This window comes from Mycobacterium sp. 852002-51057_SCH5723018 (assembly GCF_001667035.1).
In the GTDB taxonomy this organism is placed as follows: Bacteria; Actinomycetota; Actinomycetes; order Mycobacteriales; family Mycobacteriaceae; genus Mycobacterium.
Genome location: NZ_LZIR01000127.1, coordinates 1 through 19,470, shown reverse-complemented (window position 1 = coordinate 19,470; position 19,470 = coordinate 1). Strand labels below are relative to the sequence as shown.

Annotated in this window: 17 protein-coding genes; 9 read left to right on the top strand and 8 right to left on the bottom strand. The window is 66.3% G+C overall.

The features are described 5' to 3' along the window. Nucleotides 1-27: 27 nt before the first annotated feature. Nucleotides 28-993 carry a DMT family transporter gene (locus tag A5764_RS25790; protein WP_067119275.1) on the top strand — a complete coding sequence of 322 codons (966 nt, stop codon included), beginning with the start codon at nucleotides 28-30 and terminating at the stop codon, nucleotides 991-993. On the opposite strand, the gene A5764_RS25785 is transcribed toward A5764_RS25790, so the two are convergent. Further along, entirely contained in the window at nucleotides 988-1,986 is a 999-nt protein-coding gene (locus A5764_RS25785; RefSeq protein WP_067119272.1) for a GGDEF domain-containing protein, read from the bottom strand. The genes A5764_RS25790 and A5764_RS25785 overlap by 6 nt on opposite strands. A 365-nt stretch (nucleotides 1,987-2,351) precedes the next feature. Here A5764_RS25785 and A5764_RS25780 point away from each other — a divergent pair, with 365 nt between their 5' ends. Beyond that, nucleotides 2,352-3,827: an FAD-dependent monooxygenase gene (locus A5764_RS25780; protein WP_255361149.1), complete on the top strand. Its 1,476-nt coding sequence runs from the start codon at nucleotides 2,352-2,354 to the stop codon at nucleotides 3,825-3,827. Nucleotides 3,828-3,830: 3 nt separating this feature from the next. Here A5764_RS25780 and A5764_RS25775 read toward each other — a convergent pair whose 3' ends face one another. Further along, nucleotides 3,831-4,751, bottom strand: a complete 921-nt coding sequence (locus A5764_RS25775; RefSeq protein WP_197501731.1) for a nuclear transport factor 2 family protein — start codon at nucleotides 4,749-4,751, stop codon at nucleotides 3,831-3,833. An 8-nt stretch (nucleotides 4,752-4,759) separates the two neighbouring features. Further along, nucleotides 4,760-5,848: a trans-acting enoyl reductase family protein gene (locus A5764_RS25770; RefSeq protein WP_067119267.1), complete on the bottom strand. Its 1,089-nt coding sequence runs from the start codon at nucleotides 5,846-5,848 to the stop codon at nucleotides 4,760-4,762. 189 nt (nucleotides 5,849-6,037) lie between these two features. Here A5764_RS25770 and A5764_RS25765 point away from each other — a divergent pair, with 189 nt between their 5' ends. After that, complete coding sequence (locus tag A5764_RS25765) at nucleotides 6,038-6,706, top strand: TetR/AcrR family transcriptional regulator (protein ID WP_231989823.1); 669 nt, start codon at nucleotides 6,038-6,040, stop codon at nucleotides 6,704-6,706. A gap of 42 nt (nucleotides 6,707-6,748) precedes the next feature. Here the strand turns inward: A5764_RS25765 and A5764_RS25760 are convergent, their stop codons facing one another. The 3 genes from A5764_RS25760 to A5764_RS29030 all read right to left on the bottom strand — a co-directional run bounded on the left by A5764_RS25760 (nucleotide 6,749) and on the right by A5764_RS29030 (nucleotide 7,893). After that, the gene (locus A5764_RS25760) at nucleotides 6,749-7,030 is read right to left on the bottom strand and encodes a hypothetical protein (protein ID WP_156664892.1); all 282 of its coding nucleotides are present in this window, start codon (nucleotides 7,028-7,030) and stop codon (nucleotides 6,749-6,751) included. Continuing rightward, complete coding sequence (locus A5764_RS25755; protein WP_067119262.1) at nucleotides 7,027-7,614, bottom strand: TetR/AcrR family transcriptional regulator; 588 nt, start codon at nucleotides 7,612-7,614, stop codon at nucleotides 7,027-7,029. Before A5764_RS25755 ends, A5764_RS25760 begins: the two co-directional genes overlap by 4 nt. Before the next feature lie 105 nt (nucleotides 7,615-7,719). Beyond that, a complete protein-coding gene (locus A5764_RS29030; RefSeq protein ID WP_197501730.1) occupies nucleotides 7,720-7,893 on the bottom strand; it encodes a hypothetical protein in 174 nt (57 codons plus the stop codon). Between the two features lie 350 nt (nucleotides 7,894-8,243). On the opposite strand from A5764_RS29030, the gene A5764_RS25750 reads away from it, so the two are divergent. From A5764_RS25750 to A5764_RS25735, 4 genes are all read left to right on the top strand, one after another. Further along, the gene (locus A5764_RS25750) at nucleotides 8,244-9,110 is read left to right on the top strand and encodes a cyclopropane mycolic acid synthase family methyltransferase (RefSeq protein WP_067119258.1); all 867 of its coding nucleotides are present in this window, start codon (nucleotides 8,244-8,246) and stop codon (nucleotides 9,108-9,110) included. A 161-nt stretch (nucleotides 9,111-9,271) separates the two neighbouring features. Further along, entirely contained in the window at nucleotides 9,272-10,771 is a 1,500-nt protein-coding gene (zwf, locus tag A5764_RS25745) for a glucose-6-phosphate dehydrogenase (protein WP_067119255.1), read from the top strand. A 31-nt stretch (nucleotides 10,772-10,802) separates the two neighbouring features. Then, nucleotides 10,803-11,234 (top strand): nuclear transport factor 2 family protein, encoded by a 432-nt coding sequence (locus A5764_RS25740; RefSeq protein WP_067119252.1) that lies wholly within the window; start codon nucleotides 10,803-10,805, stop codon nucleotides 11,232-11,234. 198 nt (nucleotides 11,235-11,432) lie between these two features. Further along, nucleotides 11,433-12,194, top strand: a complete 762-nt coding sequence (locus A5764_RS25735; RefSeq protein ID WP_067119733.1) for a MerR family transcriptional regulator — start codon at nucleotides 11,433-11,435, stop codon at nucleotides 12,192-12,194. 87 nt (nucleotides 12,195-12,281) lie between these two features. Here the strand turns inward: A5764_RS25735 and A5764_RS25730 are convergent, their stop codons facing one another. Next, a complete protein-coding gene (locus tag A5764_RS25730) occupies nucleotides 12,282-13,523 on the bottom strand; it encodes a triacylglycerol lipase (RefSeq protein WP_067119250.1) in 1,242 nt (413 codons plus the stop codon). A 69-nt stretch (nucleotides 13,524-13,592) separates the two neighbouring features. Here A5764_RS25730 and hrpA point away from each other — a divergent pair, with 69 nt between their 5' ends. Then, complete coding sequence (gene hrpA, locus A5764_RS25725; protein ID WP_067119730.1) at nucleotides 13,593-17,567, top strand: ATP-dependent RNA helicase HrpA; 3,975 nt, start codon at nucleotides 13,593-13,595, stop codon at nucleotides 17,565-17,567. 75 nt (nucleotides 17,568-17,642) lie between these two features. On the opposite strand, the gene A5764_RS25720 is transcribed toward hrpA, so the two are convergent. Next, nucleotides 17,643-19,223, bottom strand: coding sequence for a hypothetical protein (locus A5764_RS25720; RefSeq protein ID WP_156664891.1), 1,581 nt, complete (start codon nucleotides 19,221-19,223; stop codon nucleotides 17,643-17,645). A gap of 6 nt (nucleotides 19,224-19,229) precedes the next feature. On the opposite strand from A5764_RS25720, the gene A5764_RS25715 reads away from it, so the two are divergent. Beyond that, on the top strand, nucleotides 19,230-19,451 hold the full coding sequence (locus tag A5764_RS25715; RefSeq protein ID WP_067119244.1) for a hypothetical protein: 222 nt from the start codon (nucleotides 19,230-19,232) through the stop codon (nucleotides 19,449-19,451). Nucleotides 19,452-19,470: the final 19 nt, after the last annotated feature.

The window sequence follows — 19,470 nt, the reverse complement described above, 5'->3', positions numbered from 1 at the left end:
CCCGAGCCGCTGGGTATCCGCGGGGCCATGGGTTGGGTGACGCAGCATGCCGTGGCGATCGCGTCGGCATTGCTCGCCGCCTTCTGGGCCGCGGTAGGCATCGTCGTCCGGCAACAGGTCGCGCAAGGTGTCCCGGCCGAAAAGGGCATGTCAGGGACCATGGTGACGACGCTGTTTCGCGAACCGCTGTGGTGGGCAGGCACTCTGGCCGCCGTGGCCGGCTACGTGTTTCAAGCCCTGGCGCTGGCGCACGGCTCCCTGCTGCTGGTGCAGCCCCTGCTGGTGTCGTCGCTGCTGTTCGCGTTGCCGTTGAGCGCGAGGCTTTGCCACCAACGCATCAAGTGGGCCGATTGGGGCTGGGCCACGCTGTTGACGGCCGCGCTGGCGGTTTTCGTGCTCGTCGGCCAGCCGCGTGAGGGCCATGACCGGCCGCCGGTAGCGGCGTGGACGCTGGCGTTGGCGATCACCGTGCCCCTGGTCATCGCCTGCGTGGTCGCGGCCGGCCGCACCATTGGCCGTGCGCGTGCCGTGTTGCTGGCCGTCGCGGTGGCGGTCCTGCTGGGGATGATCGCCGTGTTGACGAAGATCTGCACCCACCGCTTCGCCGTCGGCGGCTGGCATGGGCTGCTGAGCGTCCCGGCGCCCTATGTGCTGGTTGCGCTGGCAGTGGGACTAACGCTGTTGCAGCAGTCGGCTTTTCATGCCGGAGCGCTGCAGGCGTCGGTGCCCATCATGTTGGTCGGTGAGCCGATCGTCGCGGTGCTGCTCGGGATCATTGTGCTCGGCGAGCATGTCGCGGTGCGGGGGCCGGCGATGCTGGGCTTGGTGGCCGCGGTGTTGGCAATGGCGGCGGCCACTGTGGCGCTGGCCCGCGATCAGGCTCCCGAAGCGAATTCGCAGCTGCGGCAGCGCCGCCCGGAGTCTGCGACGGCCCCTCGGGGAGCTGACCCTACGACAACGGTCGCCGTACAAGGGTTTCAGGGGCACTCATAGCGCGGGGCGCAGATCGTTGTCTCGCGTGTCGGGGGATCGCTGCTGCTTGGCGATGTAGAGGTTGGCGTCCGCGGCCGCGTACAGCGTGGCGATATCCGCGTCCTTGCTGCTGGCCGACGCGGTGCCGACACTGGTGCCCGGGGTATGCAGCCGCACGCCGGCGACGAACCGCTCCGCTGTGCTCGGCGTCGGGCCCGCCCGGTCAGCCACGCACACCGCGAACTCGTCGCCGCCGAGCCTCGACAGAACGGCGTTGGCGGGGGCCACTTCTCGCCAAAAATCCGCTCGGCTGATCAAATGTTTATCGCCGGCGAGATGCCCGTCGGTGTCGTTGATCTGCTTGAAGTTGTCGATGTCCAGCGCGATGACGGTGATCGTGCCCGCGGCCGAACGGCACCGCGCCAGCAGGTCGGCGGTGGCAATCTCCCAGCCCGCGCGGTTCAGCAGACCCGTCAGCGGATCGGTGCACGCCGCCGCCACCAGACTTCGCGTCACCAGCCCGAACGACTCGGCCGCCCCGACGATCGCGATGACGAAGATCAAGTAGTCGATGTACAACTTGGGAATGGGCGCGACTGCAAGGCCGACGACAGACGCCAGGGTGAGCACGCCGACCAGCGCCGTGCCGCGGCGCGGCGAGTAGAACGCGCGCAGGTACATCGCCAAAAACATCGGCGCGATCAGGCATGCCAACTCGGCGGTGATCGCCACGTGGAAGGCCATCACGATGGGTGTGGCGACGATCGCGACGGCCGTCGCCGGCGCGGGTTTGCCGGGCCGCACAGCCAGCCAGGCCAGCGCCGCTAATCCCAGGGCGATCGCCACGATGCCTCCGGTCGGATTCCCGGGCTTCAACCCGGGGTGGATCCGAAAGACGGTGCTGAATACCACGCCCCAGATGTAGAGGAATGTCGTGGTGCCCAAGTAGATCCGGAGCAGCCGAACCTGATGTTTCCCGTAGAATCCGCTGCCAGAATCAGCGCGCAGCCGCAATCGGTATCGGCTCGCCCGACGGCCGATTGGGCTTCGCAGCCTAAGACCCATCCGGCCAACTCTCCTGGTCATGTGCTGATGCTCCGCCAACTCTGACATCGCCATTTCGGCGAGCACGCGCGTTTGCGGATTATTCGAACCGTACTAAAGCGTGCCGGGACGCGCGGAAAGAAACCGCAAATTCAGAGCCCAACCGCCGCCGAGCGACGCCGCAATTCAATCCAGGGGCGGAAGAAAGGGATTGGGGACTCTCGCGTCATCCCACTTCAACATATTACGCACCGGGGGGCTTGCGGCAAGACCGGGGTCATGGCGCAAAATCGCTGGCCGAAACGGAAAAACTCACGGAAGCGGGGGATTGCGCTGTGCCGATAACCGAGCATGCGGTAGTTGTTGCCGGAGGCGGCCCGACGGGGCTGATGCTGGCGGGTGAACTGGCGTTGGGCGGCGCCGACGTCGCCATCGTGGAGCGACGCGTCAGCCAGGAATTGACCGGCGCTCGCGCCGGCGGCCTGCATTCGCGCACGATCGAGGTGCTCGATCAACGCGGAATCGCCGACCGGTTCCTGTCGCAGGGTCAGGTGGCGCAGGTCGCGGGTTTCTCCCAGATTCGGCTGGACATCAGTGACTTTCCGACCCGGCATCCCTACGGGTTGGCCCTGTGGCAAAGCCACATCGAGCGCATACTGGCCGACTGGGTCGACGAACTGCGGGTGCCGATCTATCGCGGTCGGGAGGTGACGGGCGCCGCGCAAGACTCGACGGGCGTCGACCTGGAGCTCGCAGACGGCCAGCCGATGCGGGCGCAGTATCTGGTCGGGTGCGACGGCGGACGCAGCCGGGTTCGAAAAGCCGCCGGCATCGACTTTCCGGGCTGGGATGCGACGACGAGCTACCTGCTCGCCGAGGTCGAAATGGCTGCCGACGCGCCAGCGCCGGAATGGGGCATCCGCCACGACGCCCTCGGCGTCCATGCGCTGAGCACGGTGGACGACGGGGAAGCGGTGCGGGTCATGGTGACCGAGCGGCAGGTCGGCCCCACCGGCGAGGCCAGCTTGCGCGAGCTGAGCGAGGCCGTCGTCGCCGTCTACGGCACCGATTACGGAATCCACAGCCCCACATGGATTTCCAGGTTCAGCGATGCGGCGCGGCAGGCCGCGGTCTACCGTGCCGGGCGGATCCTGGTGGCCGGCGACGCCGCACACATCCACCACCCGGTGGGCGGGCAGGGCCTCAACACCGGCGTGCAGGACGCGGTGAATCTGGGGTGGAAGCTGGCGCAGGTGGTCAACGGAAGGTCATCCGACAGCATCCTCGACACCTACCACGACGAACGGCACCCGGTCGCCGCGCGCGTGTTGCGCAACGCGATGGCGCAAATGGCGCTTCTTCGCCAAGACGACCGCACCAAGGCCTTGCGCGACACCATGTCCGACCTACTCGGCATGGACGAGCCGCGCAAGCGATTCGCCGCGATGATGTCCGCCTTGGACATCCATTACGACCTCGGTGAGGGACACCCCCTGCTGGGGCGCCGCATGCCCGACCTTGACCTGGTGACCGCCGACGGACCGCTGCGGGTCTTCGAACTGCTGCACGAAGCCCGGCCACTGCTGCTCAACCTCGGCGAGCCTCGCGCCTTCGACATCACGCCGTGGGCGGATCGGGTGCAATCGATCGACGCCAAACACGTTGGGATATGGGAACTTCCGGCGATCGGGGAGGTCACGGCCCCCACCGCGGTGTTGGTTCGTCCCGACGGGCATGTCGCCTGGGTGGGTGACGGAGATCAGGCCGGGCTCCCAGACGCGCTCACCACCTGGTTCGGGCCGGGCCGCTGACGGCTAGCAGAAGAAGCTCGCCCGAGCCTTCGCGACGACTTTCGCTAGATCCGCGCGGGACGCCGAGAGTATCGTCAGCGAGTCGTAATAGGCGTGCCCGAATTGAACGCCGCCGCCGGCGAACTCGAAGACGTCAACGACGCGAACTGCCAGCGGGCTTCGGCCGTCGCCGCCTGCACCGCGGTACAACCATTCGACACATAGTGCGTCCCCATCGCCGGCCCAGCCTTCCAGCTTGGGATCCAGATCGGGGACGGCGGCGAGAAGCATCGCGTAATAGCCGGGGATTTCAGGCTTCATGATGGGGCGGGCCATGCCAGGGTTAAGGATCATTCCGTTGCTGTTGTAGCAACTGGCTAGTCCCATGCCGACTTCGGCGTTGTCAGCGTGCCAAAGCGCGTCATAGTTTCGGACGAACTTCGCCGGCTCGACCGCGGCGCCGGCGCCGGCGGCGGGCGCGCCGGCCAAGGCCGGTTCCCACGTTGGACGATAGGCCGGAAGCGCGAGTGTGCCGCCGACGGCTGGTGCCAACAGCCTGGCCTGATCATAAAAGCACCTGCCCTCGACGATCAGGCCATCCCGCAGCCTGCATGCGTACACGGCGGGATAGCTGATCTGGCTTCCCTGATATGCACCGAAGTTGTCGGTCAGCAGGTACACGCAATCTTCACGGGCAAAATGCTTTCGAACCGCGATCTGTACGGACGACACGTTGCGTACGAAGCGCTCCGCCGCGGCGCGAAGGCGCGACTGCGGCAGCGGCGAATGCATCCCCGCATCCCACAATGTGCCAGCGGTGTGAAACAGCTGACTGAGTGCCGCCGGCGTCGGCTGGGCTCCGAATTCGCTGAATTTCTCGACAAACTCGTCAACGTCCTGATCGGGCTGCGTCGGTGCGGCGTCCAGCCGGTGAGCCTGGGTCATCATTTTCCTTAGGTGTTTGTCGGCAGGGCGGCTGGTTCGGCGATCATTGGCTCCGTGCGCAGGCCACCGTCAATGAATGGCATCGCGACGAGCGCGTCGAGCAATTCCGGGTCGGGGAACGCTTCGGCCGGACTAACGACCCCCGCGTTAATCGCCTTGCCTGCTGTGAGGCGCTCGGCCGCCTCCACTGAGACGAGTGCGCCAATCTCGTAAATGTCCCCAACTCCCGAAATCCAGCTACGCCGGGGGTCAGTTGGGCCATAGGCATCGACGACGATGCTGAATTGCGTTGAATCCCGAGGCTCCCCCGGACCCGACCCGTTGTGCGGTGCATCGTCGGTGGGGAAGAAGGTGGCCTGCGTCATGTAGACATCCACGGCGCCGGTTTGGACGTGCCGGGGTACGGTCACGGCCTCACAAGTGCCGGAATAATCCGCGATGACGGGCCGCGTTGTGAGCGTCGGCGGGAACCGATACGTGTCGAATCTCGGTTCGCTGGGGGACGGCAGTAGCTGCAGCCGTCCGTCGCGGTAGACCACATGCGCACTGCTTGTTCGCGCCGCCTTTGTCGCGAGGCTCCCAGGAGTCAGCTTCCAACCGTCGATGGCGTACGCGACGGTCACGCGGTGCAGCGGCCCCATCGGCGCAGCGAGCCGATGGGCGATCAGATCGGCGAGCGCAGTGAAGAAGCTCATTCCGGGGACAACCACCGACCCCGCGGCGCGGGCCGGCCCGTCCAATTCGCGTATCAGCCCGTAGAGGTAGTCCGGCTCGGAGGTGTGATCGAGATAGTGTGCACCCGCACGCACCGCGGCCTCGGCGACCGGCTGCCCGTATCGGCTGAATGGTCCGGCGCAGTTGATTACGACTGCGCACCGTTGCGCGAAGCACTGCAACGCATCCAAATCATCGATGCCGGCCTGATAGGTCTCGCATGCGGTCGGCAGGTCCGCCGCGACCTCAGCGAGTCGCCCGGCATCGCGCCCGCACAGCACTGGTCGATGACCCCGATCCGCCAACTGCCTGGCAACGAACTTCCCCGTGTAGCCGGTTGCGCCGTACACACCGATCGGTGCCGGTGCGGCGCGCCCGGTCATGATTCACTCGCCGGCTGATCGAGGCCTGGGCGTAGCCGCTCACAGAGCTTGCGCCTCGTCTCGTTGACCGCTTGTCGCTCTTGGAATTTCGACGTGCCCTCATCAACTTTCATACACACTGTCTTAACGTACTTAGAGTACGTATGTCAAGTACGTAACCTGAGTATGTGATTGGTATATCCTCGGAGAGTGATCAGCCGCGCACGCACACAAGCAGAGCGAACCCGCGCCACGACGGACCAGCTAGTGGCGGCGGGGCGCGAACTGTTCGCTAACAACGGCTACGACCCCACCTTCCTGGACGCAGTGGTCGAACGTGCGCGGGTAACCAAGGGCGCGCTTTACCACCATTTCGATGGCAAGCGTGCACTTTTCGCAGCGGTTTACGAGGCCGAGCAGCGCAGCATCGCGCGCGCGGTCAACGTCGCCGCCGGCAAGGAGGACAACAGCTGGAAAGCCTTCTTGGCGGGTTGCCAAGCGTTCTTCGATGCGGCAACGGATTCAGGGTTTCAGCAGATCTTGATCGACGCGCCCGCCGTCCTCGGCTGGAAAGACATGCGCGATATCGAAGATCGGCACCTGATGGCGATGATCAAGCAGGGCCTAAGTCAGGCCATGGACGGCGGGCACATCAAGCGGCGTCGCGTCGACCCGTTGGCCCATCAAGTGCACGGCGCGATGTGCGAGGCTGCGATGGTCATCGCTCGCTCCGATGACCCCGAACACGAAGCGCACGAAGCAATGTCGGCGCTGACGGAATTGCTCAACGGTTTGGTGTCCCCGCCGAAAGCGCGCGGCAGGGCTTCCAAGCCCACCAGGTCGTCGCGTTCTCGTATTCGCGCATCGTCAGAGCGCTAAGTACGCTCGCCTGCCAGGCTTCGCATTCGACCGCGGCGACGCTTAGCGCCGCCCGAATGCACCGGGCCCGGCGTGGAAGAGTCCTATCAAAAGCACCCCGACCGCCGTCGCGCAGAACGGCCACAGGGGCTCATTCCCGCGAAATGCGGCGTGCAGCGCCACGGCGGCCAGCACCAAACCAGCCCATCCGGCGACGACATTGGGCACGGGACCGCCGCCCCAAGCGTTCGGGTAGCGCTGCTTGGTAATCCCGCGGACAAAGTGCGGAATTGCGTTGCCGCCCAGCACTCCTCCGACAAATGCCAGCACCAGCGTCCACATCACGACCTATCCGCCTTTCGTTGCACCTGGTGCGTCAGCACCGGCATCAGCGCCGCATCCACAATGTGCACGATCTCGTCGTCGCCCAGTGGTTGATCGGTCACCAGGATGCGGGTGAACACGAGCGCGGAGGCGATCTCGGACGCCAACTCGTGGTCCGCGTGAGCCGGCAGTTCCTTTCGCTTGACCGCACGCTCGACGAGCCGGCCGATCACCGCTCGCTTTTCGTTCAGGACCTGAGCACGAACGTGCTCGGCGAGCTCGGCGTTTCCGCGCATCGCGTTGAGCAGACCCAAGATCACCGCGCCGTCTTGCGACGCGAGGCCGTCGCGCATATGGGCGACCGTCTGAATCAGGTCGCCGCGAAGGTCACCGGTGTCGACCTCTTCCGTCGCGACGGCGCCGCGTCGCGCCAGCGCCGCGATCACCAACTCGGCCTTACCCGGCCAGCGCCGATAAATCGTCGCCTTGCTGGCGCCCGCGCGCGAGGCGACGGCATCAATCGTGAGCCGGTCGTATCCGGTGACCGCCATCAGCTCGACCGCCGAATCGAGGATCGCGTCGGTGCGGCCTTCACCTCGGACCACGGACCCTCCTGGTGAACGAAACGGTTTCGTACACTTGGCACGCTAGGTGCCACCCGGGTCGGTGGTCAAGCGTCGAGGCGCGCTCGAGTCGCGGTCAGCGAGCTTTTAGTCGGGCGGCTCTGCCTCCGAGCCGCCTAGGGTGCCCTCGCGCTTCCGATCGCTGGGTTTGCCGGGCACGCCCTCGGCTTCGCGCTCACCGGCAACCTTCTCGTCGAGCTGATCGACGATGTTCTCCAGCTGCTGAGCGCGGTCTGGATGGTCTTGGTCGGGTCCAGTCATGTATCGCTTCCATTGCGTTCGCAGATTTGGGGGAGCGGCTCGGATCGATGCGAGCCCGTCGCTATCCCATACCCCGCCGCGCGGTTGCTAACCGGGCTGAAGCACTTCGATTGCGGACCAAATCGTGATGAGGTGGGCCAGTCGTAGTGGTCCAGTAGATGTGCGGCTCTGTTGCCCGCGTGGTCGGGCAGGAAGAATCACCAACGGCTCCGCCCAAAGTGAACTCGCCCAACCGAATTCGCCCTACAGTGGACCACAACCCACCAACCCCGAGCCGCAGAGCGACTGGACCACCCGATGGCCTACCTTGCAGATCACACCGGCGGGGCCCAGGGAAAGGCAACACGAACATGGCCGACGGGCTGACGCCGCATTTCGAGGATGTGCAGGCGCATTACGATCTATCTGACGACTTCTTCCGCCTGTTCCTCGACCCCACCCAGACGTATACCTGCGCCTATTGGCTTGGCGGCGAGGACATGACATTGGAACAGGCGCAGATCGCCAAGATCGACCTCTCGCTGAGCAAGCTGGGCTTGCAGCCGGGCATGACACTGCTGGACCTCGGTTGCGGCTGGGGCGCCGCCATGTTGCGAGCCATCGAGAAATACGACGTCAACGTCATCGGTTTGACGCTGTCCAAGAACCAGGTTGCTCACGTCGAGCAGCTGTTCGCGGAATCGGATAGCCCGCGTTCCAAGCGGGTGCTGCTCGAGGGCTGGGAGCGGTTTCACGAGCCGGTGGACCGGATCGTGGCCATCGGCCCGCTCGAGCACGTCGGCTACGACCGTTACACCGCGTTCTTCGAGAGGGCCTATGAGCTGTTGCCGGCCGGTGGCACATTCTTGCTGCACACGATCACCGTCCTCTCGGAAAAGGAAATCATCGCGTCGGGATTGCCGCTGACTCCGGCGATCGTCGAGTTCAGCGACTTCATGAAAACCGAGATCTTCCCCGGCGGCTACCTGCCGACCATCGATATGGTCAAGGAGTTCTCGGCGAAGGCCGGCTTCAAGCTGAAGCGTCGCCAGTCGTTGCAGCGGCATTACGCAAAAACTCTGGACGTATGGGCCGCGGCCCTCGAGGCACACAAAAGCGAGGCCATCGCGATTCAATCGGAAGAGGTCTACGAGCGGTACATGAGGTACCTCACCGGTTGTGCGAATCTCTTCCGCAAGGGCTACACCGACCTCAACCAATTCACCCTGCGGAAGTAGTGATCATCGTTCCCACACACCCCTGGACCAACCAAACGGGGTCAGGCCACCGCGATCTTGTCGACCAGCCGCTACCGATTGCAGGTGAACATCTGATTTTGCGGACGACGGATGCAAATTCAGCGGTGCGCGGGCGGCGCGCCGGTGGAAGTATCGCAAGAGTGGCTACCAAGAAACCGCAAACAATCTCTTACCCGGCGCCCGACGCACGCCCGCGCCGCAACGGCGCAGACCCCCTCGACCCGCACGTCATCGTCCTGTTCGGTGCGACGGGGGACCTCGCCAAACGCAAGCTGCTGCCCGGTCTGGCCTACTTGGACCAGTCGGAGCTCGCACCCGATATCCAAATCGTGGCGACGTCGCTCGAGGATTTCAGCGACGACGAGTTCCGGGAACTCGCCAAGAACGCGATCGACTCGTTCGGCGTCCACAAGCTCACGGACGAGCAGTGGGCGAACTTCGCGAAAATGATCAGGTACGTCCCGCAGAGCGCCGGACCCGAAGCGCTCGCCGAGGCGGTCGCCGAAGCCGAAGACAACCTGGGACCGGACGTGCGACGACTGCACTACCTGTCGGTCCCGCCAAAAGCGGCGCGCGCCGTCATCACCACGCTGCGCGACGCCAAGCTCGTCGAGCGCTCCCGGGTGGTGATGGAAAAGCCGTTCGGCACCGACCTGGCAAGCGCGGTGTCGCTCAACAACTTCCTGCATGAAACGTTCGACGAAGCCCAGATTTTCCGTATCGACCACTTCTTGGGAAAGGAGGCGGCGCAAAACATTCTGGCGTTCCGCTTCGCCAACGGTCTGTTCGAGCCGATCTGGAACCGCAATTTCATCGACCACATCCAGATCGACATTCCCGAAGCCCTCGGTCTGGACCAGCGGGCGAACTTCTACGAGAGCACCGGCGCCTACAAGGACATGGTGGTCACCCATCTCTTCCAGGTGATGGCGTTCGTGGTGATGGAGCCGCCGACAGCGCTCGAGCCGCGCGCCATCAGCGAAGAGAAGAACAAGGTGTTCCGGTCGATGCTGCCGGTGAAGCCTTCGAATGTGGTGCGCGGGCAATACAGCGGTTACCGCGAAGAGAACGGCGTGGCAAAGGACTCCGACACCGAGACGTTCATCGCGCTCAAGGTCGGCATCGACAACTGGCGCTGGGCCGGCGTGCCGATCTATCTCCGCACCGGCAAGAAGATGGCCGAGGGCATCCGCATCATCTCGATTGCGTTCAAAGAGGCGCCCCGCACCATGTTCCCGCCGGGCTCGGGCGTGGGGACGCAGGGCCCCGACCACCTCACCTTCGATCTCGCCGACAACTCGAAGGTGTCGCTGTCCTTCTACGGCAAGCGGCCGGGCCCCGGCATGAAGCTCGACAAGTTGTCCATGCAGTTCTCTTCGCAGGAGATCGACACCGTCGCCGACGTGCTGGAGGCCTACGAACGGCTCATCCTCGACGCGATGCGGGGCGACCACACCCTGTTCAACACCGCCGAGGGCATCGAATCGCTGTGGGAGCGTTCGCAGGACCTGCTCGACGAACCGCCGCCGGTCAAGGTGTATCAGCAGGGCACGTGGGGGCCGAACGCGATTCACCAGCTGATCGCCCCTCATGCGTGGCGGTTGCCGTTCGAGCGAGAGTGGCGGGAAGCCAAGGGCTGATCGCGTCGCCGCGCTGCGTAACACTGGATTCATGACGAATGGAAACAACCGCGCACCAGACGTCGCGGCCATCGAGGCGGTGGTCCAGGCCTGGGAGAAGGCGCTAGCCGAACACGACGCCGAGGCCCTGGTGGCCTGCTATGCACCCGATGCCGTGCTGGAAAGCCCGGTCGCGGCTCACATCCTCGGTGGGGCCGGGGTGTGTCGAGGCCACGACGAGCTGCGTCCCTTCCTCGCCGAGGTCGTCGCTCGTACACCCGACGAGCGCCAGTATTACCGGGCAGGGTTCTTCACCGACGGGAGGCGCGCGACCTGGGAGTATCCCCGGGAGACCCCGGACGGCCAACAGATGGACTTTGTCGAGGTGATGGAGATCGAGAACGGATTGATCACCGCCCACCGCGTCTACTGGGGATGGCGGGGCGTCCAGATCCTCATCAACGATCAGTACCACCGGCCGTGATCGCGACCTAGCTGTTGCTGGCCATGACGTTGTTGTCACGGACGGAGCTGAGCCGGGCTTCATGAACCTGGCAGAGAGGAAGCATCTTCACTGCGGCAGGTGACCGGATCCTCAGCGTTCGAATAAGTTCGAGCATGAAGACTTGACCCTCACGCGGCGTGAGGCACCAGCCTGATCGACGTGACGCAGGAGATTCGGGTGGACGAACTCACCGTGGGCGAAGTCGCCGAGCGATTTGGCATCACGGTCCGGACGCTTCACCACTATGACGAAATTGGGCTGTTGACCCCGAGCCGGCGTGCAGCGTCGGGTTATCGGGTTTACACGTCGGGAGACCTGACGCGCTTGTCCCAGGTCATCGTTTACCGCCGGCTCGAGCTGTCTCTTGGCGAGATCGCGAGCCTGCTCGAAGAGGGCAACGAGGTCAGCCACCTGGTTCGCCAGCGCGAACGCGTCATGTCCCGACTCGATGAGATGAAGGACCTCGTCGAGGCAATCGATCAGGCATTGGAGAAAGCAATGACGAACACACCCATTACCGACGACGACATGCGCGAACTCTTCGGTGACGGCTTCGACGACTACCAGGCACAGGCCGAGCAGAAGTGGGGCGAGACCGCAGAGTGGAAGGAATCGCAGCGTCGAACGAAGTCCTATGGTAAGGACGACTGGGTCCAGATCAAGGCCGAGGGAGAAGCTGTTGAGAAGGCTTTGTCCGACGCCTTCCGCGCTGGGCTCCCGGCCGACTCTGAAGAGGCGATGAATGCGGCGGAGCAACACCGGCTCCATGTGAATCGCTGGTTCTACGACTGCCCGCCGGCCTTCCACCGCAACCTGGGCGACATGTACGTGAGCGACCCCAAGTACGTCGCCACATACGACGAATCATTCGGGCTCCCGGGCCTCGCGGCCTACTGCCGCGATGCGATCCACGCGAACGCGGATCGAACTGGCCACTGACCGGCGCGGAAAGTAGTCGAACTAGGGCGAACAGCCACCGGCGTCGCTAGTGCCGATACGCGTCAACGAAGTATTGGCCTCATACACCTAGCCGGTGGACTCGGTCTGCTGAGGTGACTGTCCGAGCCAGTCGTGCAGCTTCGCGTAGATAGCGGAGTGGTTGAGCAGATCGAAGTGGTGCAGGCCGGTGAGCGTCAGGCCGTGGTCCGGCTCGAACGGAACCCGTCGAGACCTGCCCACCCCAGCCGCGCTCGTGGGGCGCACCAGGCGGTCGCCGAGGGCCACGCCCAACGCTCCCGGCCCCGCGCTGGTGGCGACGAAGTGGTAGACGGCGTGGGGGAGGAACGGCACCTCGTGGCAGCGGTCGCACAGGAATTCGTCCGGGTCGCAGTCACTCCAGTCCTCGTCGAGCAATGCGCCGTACCGTAGATCCTTCGTGCCGGCGCTGCGGGCGTTGAGAAATCCAGAGACGGCGCGGGTTTCGGGTAGCCGGGCCAGCAGCCACGACGCGGCGTTGACGCCCTTTTCCAGGTCGGCTCCCAGGTGCGGGGAACCCAGGCAGACGACGTGGCGGACGGCGTCGGGCCAGCCGTGCTGTTGCTCGGTGCCGTAGTGGCACGCGCTGCGCACCACCAGTCCGCCCATCGAGTGCCCGATCAACGCGATCTCCTCGACCGGCACCGGCCACAGCGTCTGCAGCTGATCGATCAGGGCGGCCAGGGCTTTGCCGTTGTCGGAGATGTGCAGGCCCGTGTTGTAGCGCAGGTAAACGGGCGTGAACCCGAGGTCGCTGTGCAGCCGCGCCCCGTAGGGACGCGCGGCCTCGCCGTCGCGCGGGCGCCGCCACCACGACCTTTCGGTCATGCACCAGCCGTGCATGAACACCGCGATGCGGCCGGTCGCCTCCGGGAACGCCGCGGCGATGTCTGCGGCGTTCATCGCGACGGGCCGCCCCTGGCGGCGAATCTGCATGCTCAGCGCGAATCCGTTCTCACGCTCGGTCAGCTCGTCGCCATAGATTCCATTGAGCGCGGCGATCACCCCGGCGACCGTGGGATGCGATTCGACGGTGTCGTCCTCGTCGTCGCCCAGGGCCTCGGCGGTCAGTTCACCGGCCCCGCGCAGTGAGGCGCGTATCGCGCAGTCGACGCCGTAGTAGACGGAGGCGGCGATGCTGTTGTGGACCACCTCCACGGGTTTCGCCACGGGGCCAATCGAGCCGAAGACACGCCGCGCGACGCCGCTGTGCATGTCGCGGATCAGAGTCGTCACAACGCGGGTGCCTTCACCGGCGAGGTCGGCGAGCGAGCGGATTTCCTGTCCTTGCACGAGCTGCTCCTCCCTGGCTTTGACCGTGGGTTCCCATTCTTGCGAGGGTTATTACCGGGGCCGCCTATCCTGGCCGGAGTGGCCGAACCGTCCCTTGACAGACCCGGGGCACTATCTCCGGAGGAGCTGCGCAAACGCCTCGACGGTTTGACCATCCGCGACGCCGCACGCCTGGGCCGGCGCCTGAAGAACCTGCGCGGGGCGAAGCCCGACAAGCTGCGGCAGCTCGCCGACCAGATCGCCGCCGGCGAAGCGCTGGTCGCCACCCGGCAAGCCGCCCGTCCGGCAATCACCTACCCCGACCTGCCCGTCAGCGAGCGGCGACAGGACATCGCCGAGGCCATACGGGACAACCAAGTGGTCGTCGTCGCCGGGGAAACCGGATCGGGCAAGACCACCCAGCTGCCCAAGATCTGCCTGGAACTCGGCCGCGGCATCCGCGGCACCATCGGCCACACGCAGCCTCGGCGGCTGGCCGCCCGCACGGTCGCGCAGCGCATCGCCGACGAGCTGGGCACCCCGCTCGGGGACGCGGTCGGCTACACCGTCAGGTTCACCGATCAGGTCAGCGACCGCACCCTGGTCAAGCTCATGACCGACGGCATCCTGCTGGCGGAGATCCAGCGCGACCGCCGGCTGCTGCGCTATGACACGCTCATCCTCGACGAGGCCCACGAGCGCAGCCTCAACATCGACTTCCTGCTGGGTTACCTGCGCGAACTGCTGCCGCGCCGCCCGGACCTCAAGGTGATCGTCACCTCGGCGACCATCGAGCCCCAACGTTTCGCCGCGCACTTCGGCCGAGCCGAGCATGGACCCAGCGGCGGCGCGCCGATCGTCGAGGTGTCCGGGCGGACGTACCCGGTGGAGATCCGGTACCGGCCGCTGGAAGTTCCCGTGAAGTCGGGCTCCCAGGAAGAGTCCACCGATCCCGACGACCCCGACCACGAGATCGTGCGCACCGAGACCCGCGACGAAATCGAGGCGATCGTCGACGCGATCGGTGAGCTCGAGGCCGAACCGCCCGGCGACGTTCTCGTGTTCCTGTCCGGCGAGCGCGAAATCCGCGACACCGCAGAGGCTTTGGGAGGGTTGAAGCACACCGAGGTGCTGCCGCTCTACGCCCGGCTGCCGACCGCCGAGCAGCACAAGGTGTTCGCGCCCCATACCGGGCGGCGCGTCGTGCTGGCGACCAACGTCGCCGAGACGTCGCTGACGGTGCCCGGGATCCGTTACGTCGTCGACCCGGGCAACGCCCGCATCTCCCGATACAGCCGCCGCTTGAAGGTGCAGCGGCTGCCGATCGAGCCGATCTCGCAGGCGTCGGCCGCGCAGCGGGCCGGCCGCTCCGGGCGGGTGGCGCCCGGCGTGTGCATCCGCCTCTACTCCGAGGACGACTTCGCGGCCCGCCCGCGCTACACCGACCCCGAGATCCTGCGAACCAACCTCGCGGCGGTGATCCTGCAGATGGCCGCGCTGCAGCTCGGCGAGGTCGAGGACTTCCCGTTCCTCGATCCGCCGGACCGGCGCAGCGTCCGCGACGGTGTGCAGCTGCTGCAGGAGCTCGGCGCGTTCGACGCCCACGGTGCGATCACCGACCTCGGCCGGCGCCTGGCGCGGTTGCCGGTGGACCCACGGCTGGGCCGGATGATCCTGGCGGCCGAGGCCGAGGGCTGCGTGCGGGAGGTGCTGGTGCTGGCCGCCGCGCTGACGATCCCGGACCCGCGGGAGCGGCCCACCGACCGCGAGGAGGCCGCGCGCCAGAAGCACGCCCGCTTCGCCGACGAGGGCTCGGACTTCCTGTCCTACCTGAACCTCTGGAACTACCTGCGAGACCAGCGAAAGACGCTGTCGGGCAACGCTTTCAGGCGAATGTGCCGCGACGAGTTTCTGCACTACCTGCGCATCCGCGAATGGCAGGACTTGGTCGGCCAACTGCGCAGCATCGCCCGCGACCTGGGAATTGTCGAGTCCTCAGATGCACTCGAGCCGATCGATGCCGCGCGCGTCCACGCCGCGCTGCTCGCCGGGTTGCTGTCACATGTGGGTATGCGCCGGGAGGATGAGCGCGAGTATCTGGGTGCCCGCAATTCGCGGTTCGTCTTGGCACCCGGCTCGGCGCTCGCCAAGCGACCGCCGCGCTGGGTGGTCGTGGCGGAGCTGGTCGAGACCAGCCGCCTGTACGGGCGGACCGCCGCGCGCATCCAGCCCGAGGTGGTCGAGCGGGTCGCGGGCGACCTGGTGCAGCGCAGCTACAGTGAGCCGCACTGGGACGCCAAACGTGGCGAGGTGATGGCCTACGAGAGGGTGACCCTGTACGGCCTGCCACTCGTCGCGCGCCGCCGCGTCGGCTACGCGGGCGTGGAGCCGGAGGAGGCGCGCGAACTGTTCATCCGCCACGCGCTGGTGGAGGGCGATTGGCAGACCCGCCATCACTTCTTCCGCGACAACGCGCGGCTACGCGCGGAGCTCGAGGAGCTGGAGGAGAGGGCCCGCCGCCGCGACCTGCTGGTCGGTGACGAAGACGTCTACGCGCTCTACGACGTCCGCATCCCGACCGACGTTGTCTCCGCCCGCCACTTCGACGCGTGGTGGAAAAAGCAGCGGCACAAGACACCTGACCTTTTGACGTTCGCCCGCAACGACCTGCTGCGCACCGAGGACACCGCCGACTCCGACCGACCGGACACCTGGCGGGCGGGCGATGTCGCGCTGCCCCTGACGTACCGGTTCGAGCCCGGCGCCGCCGACGACGGCGTCACGGTGCACGTCCCGATCGACGTGCTCGCGCGGTTGGGTGGCGACGAGTTCGCCTGGCAGGTGCCGGCGCTGCGCGAGGAGCTGGTCACCGCGCTCATCCGGTCGCTGCCAAAAGACTTGCGCCGCAACTTCGTTCCCGCACCTGACACCGCTCGAGCGGTGCTGGCCGGGATCGACCCTGCGCGGGAGCCGCTGCTGGAGGCATTGCAGCGCGAATTGCGCCGCCGCACCGGGGTTCTGGTGCCCGTCGACGCCTTCGACCTGGCCAAGCTGCCGCCGCACCTGCGGGTGACGTTTGCCGTCGAGTCCACGGACGGCACCGAGGTCGCCCGCGGCAAGGACCTGCACGCGCTGCAGCACGGGCTGGCGACGCCGGCCCGGCACGCGGTCGCGCAGGCGGTCGCCGGCGAGCTGGAACGACCGGGATTGCGCAGCTGGCCCGACGACCTCGACGAAGTGCCGCGCGTCGTCGAGCGCACGGTTGACCGACGCACCGTGCGGGGCTTCCCCGGGTTCGTCGACGCGGGCACCGCCGTCGACCTGCGCGTGTACGCAACGCCCGCCGAGCGGGATCGTGTGATGCGACGGGGCACGCGGCGACTGCTGCGGCTAAGTGTGGCGTCACCGGTCAAAGCCGTTGAGCGGCAGCTCGATCCGCGCACTCGCTTGCTGCTCGGTGCCAATCCAGACGGCTCCCTGGCCGCGCTGCTCGACGACTGCGCCGACGCCGCGACGGACGCGCTGCTGCGGGCGCCGGTGTGGACCCGCGACGAGTTCACCGCGCTGCGCGATCACGTGGGGGAGGCCCTGCTTTCGACGACGGTAGACATCGTCGGCCGGGTCGCGAAGGTGTTGTCCGCCGCCCAGGACGTGCAACTCGCGTTGCCCGCTCAGGCGCCGCCCGCGCAGGTCGACGCGATCGCGGACGTCCGCGGACAGCTGGACCGGCTGTTGCCGTCCGGGTTTGTCACCGCGACGGGCCGCGCACATCTCGCCGATCTCACCCGCTACCTGACCGCGATCCGCCGGCGCCTCGACCGGCTGCCTCACGCCGTGGAGGCCGACCGGGATCGGATGGCGCGGGTGCACGCCGTGCAGGACGCGTACGACGAGCTGGTGCGCGCGCTGTCTCCCGCACGGTCGGCGGGCGCCGACGTGCGCGACATCGTCCGCCAGATCGAGGAGCTGCGGGTGAGCCTGTGGGCCCAGCAGCTCGGCACACCGCGTCCGGTCAGCGAGGAGCGGATCTACCGCGCGATCGACGCGGTGCTCGAAGGTCCCTGAAGGCCGGCACGGAGAGGCGCCGAGAGATCAATTCCGACGAATCCCTAGGGCATACAGTCGATTTCGAGGCGGCGTTCACTCGGCTCGGGCCTGATCGATCTGGTCGAGGGCGTATCGCGCGGCATCCGCGTTCGCCATCTTCCCGCCCGCGTCCGTCAGCGACTGGTACACGTCCTCGCCGAGCGCTTGCCGTAGGTGGGCGACGGCGGCATCGATTTCGGGGAAAGTGGCGAGCGCGAAAGCCGTAAATGAGAACCCTACGATGGTCGCGGCCGCCTCATACCGTCCGATCCGATCCAAGTGGCTGGCCAGAACGGCCAGCGGACTGACCATGTGGGAGTAGCTACCAGTGTCGAAGAAGTTCTTGATCGCCAGGGTCAAGAAGTCAAGGGCGTCCATCGGGTCGCGGTTGGCGGCGGCGAAGGCCGACAAGTTCACCGCGGTGTAGGACTCGATCATCCGGTTGCCGCTGTCATGAGCGACCATCAGACCGCGGCGGAGCGCCTCGTATGCCGCAGTGGGATTAGCATCGCGCCAGACGTAGCCGTATGCGAGCAATGCAAATGCCTGAGCGCCCGGATTATCGGTCGCATCCGCCGCGTCGAGCAGCTCCTCGGAGGCGGCCTTCGCCTCATCGAACTCGCCTGCGGTTGCTAGAGCCATGACCATTGAGCCGCGATTAAAGGCACTCATACCCTCGCCACACGCGAGCCGCTTACGGCACAGCGCCAGCCAGCGGTCGATGAAACCCACAGTGATGTATGTGCCGCCCAGCGCTGTCGGCTCGATATCGAACAGCATGTCATCGAAATGGCCGGTCCCGAGGATCGCGACGGCAGCGTCGGCGTATCCGACACCATCGGTCAACCTTCCGGTCCGGTAGCACTCGGCGGCTATCACATAGAGCTGACCCAAGCGCGGATGATCGACTGCTCGAGCGCGGCCGATCAGCTCCTCCGCCCACGTGGACGGCTCGTGTAGCTCAATCCACCCGCCGAGATATCCGGCATAGACGGCGATGGCGGCCGCGGTGTCGAGGTGGTCATGAGCCGCTGCCCATCGGAAAGCGGTTCGCAGGTTGGCCAACTCGGTAACCAGCCAGCCGTAAGCGTCGCGCTGGCGCGAGCTGTCCCAAAGTGCGAGCACGTCGGGTTCGCGTTCGGCGAAGTAGCGGGCGTGTGCCTGACGGGTGGCCTCCCCGTCATCCGATGCCTCGAGCTGCTCATCGGCGAACTGGCGGATCGTCTCCAACATCGAGAACCGCGTCTTTCCGGTGGACCGGTGGGCGACCACCAGCGATTTGCGCACCAACGCATCCAGCAGATTGAGTACCGCAAACTGATCCTGGATGCCGGCTACGGCGCGGGCACCTTCGAGGTCGAATCCGCCGGCAAACACCGAACACCGCTCCAGGAGCGCCCTTTCCGGTTCGTCCAGCAGGGCATAGGACCAAGCCACCGCGTGACGGAGTGTTTGGTGGCGTTCCACTCCGCGTCGCGCTCCGACGAGCAACCGGAACCGCTGATCGAGACGATCGCGCACCTCGATCGCCGTCATCGATGCCATCCGCGAGGCTGCCAGCTCGATGGCCAGCGGGATCCCGTCAAGGCGCCTGCAGATTTCCACCACGGCGGCGGCCTCATTGGCCGTGGCCATCGAAAAGTGCGGCGCCACCGCCCGCGCGCGTTCTACGAACAGGGTTGCCGCCGCGGAGTCGATGCCCGCGCCGATGTCATCGACGCCATCCTCGCGGCATCGGCGACCGTGACGGTCCTGGCGACCAGCCGCGAAGGATTGGGGATCGCGGACGAACGACTGTGGCCCGTGCCCGCGCTGGACATAGGCGCCGGCATGGACTCCGCGGCCGCAACCCGGTTAGGATAAACCGCGCGGGCGGTGGCGG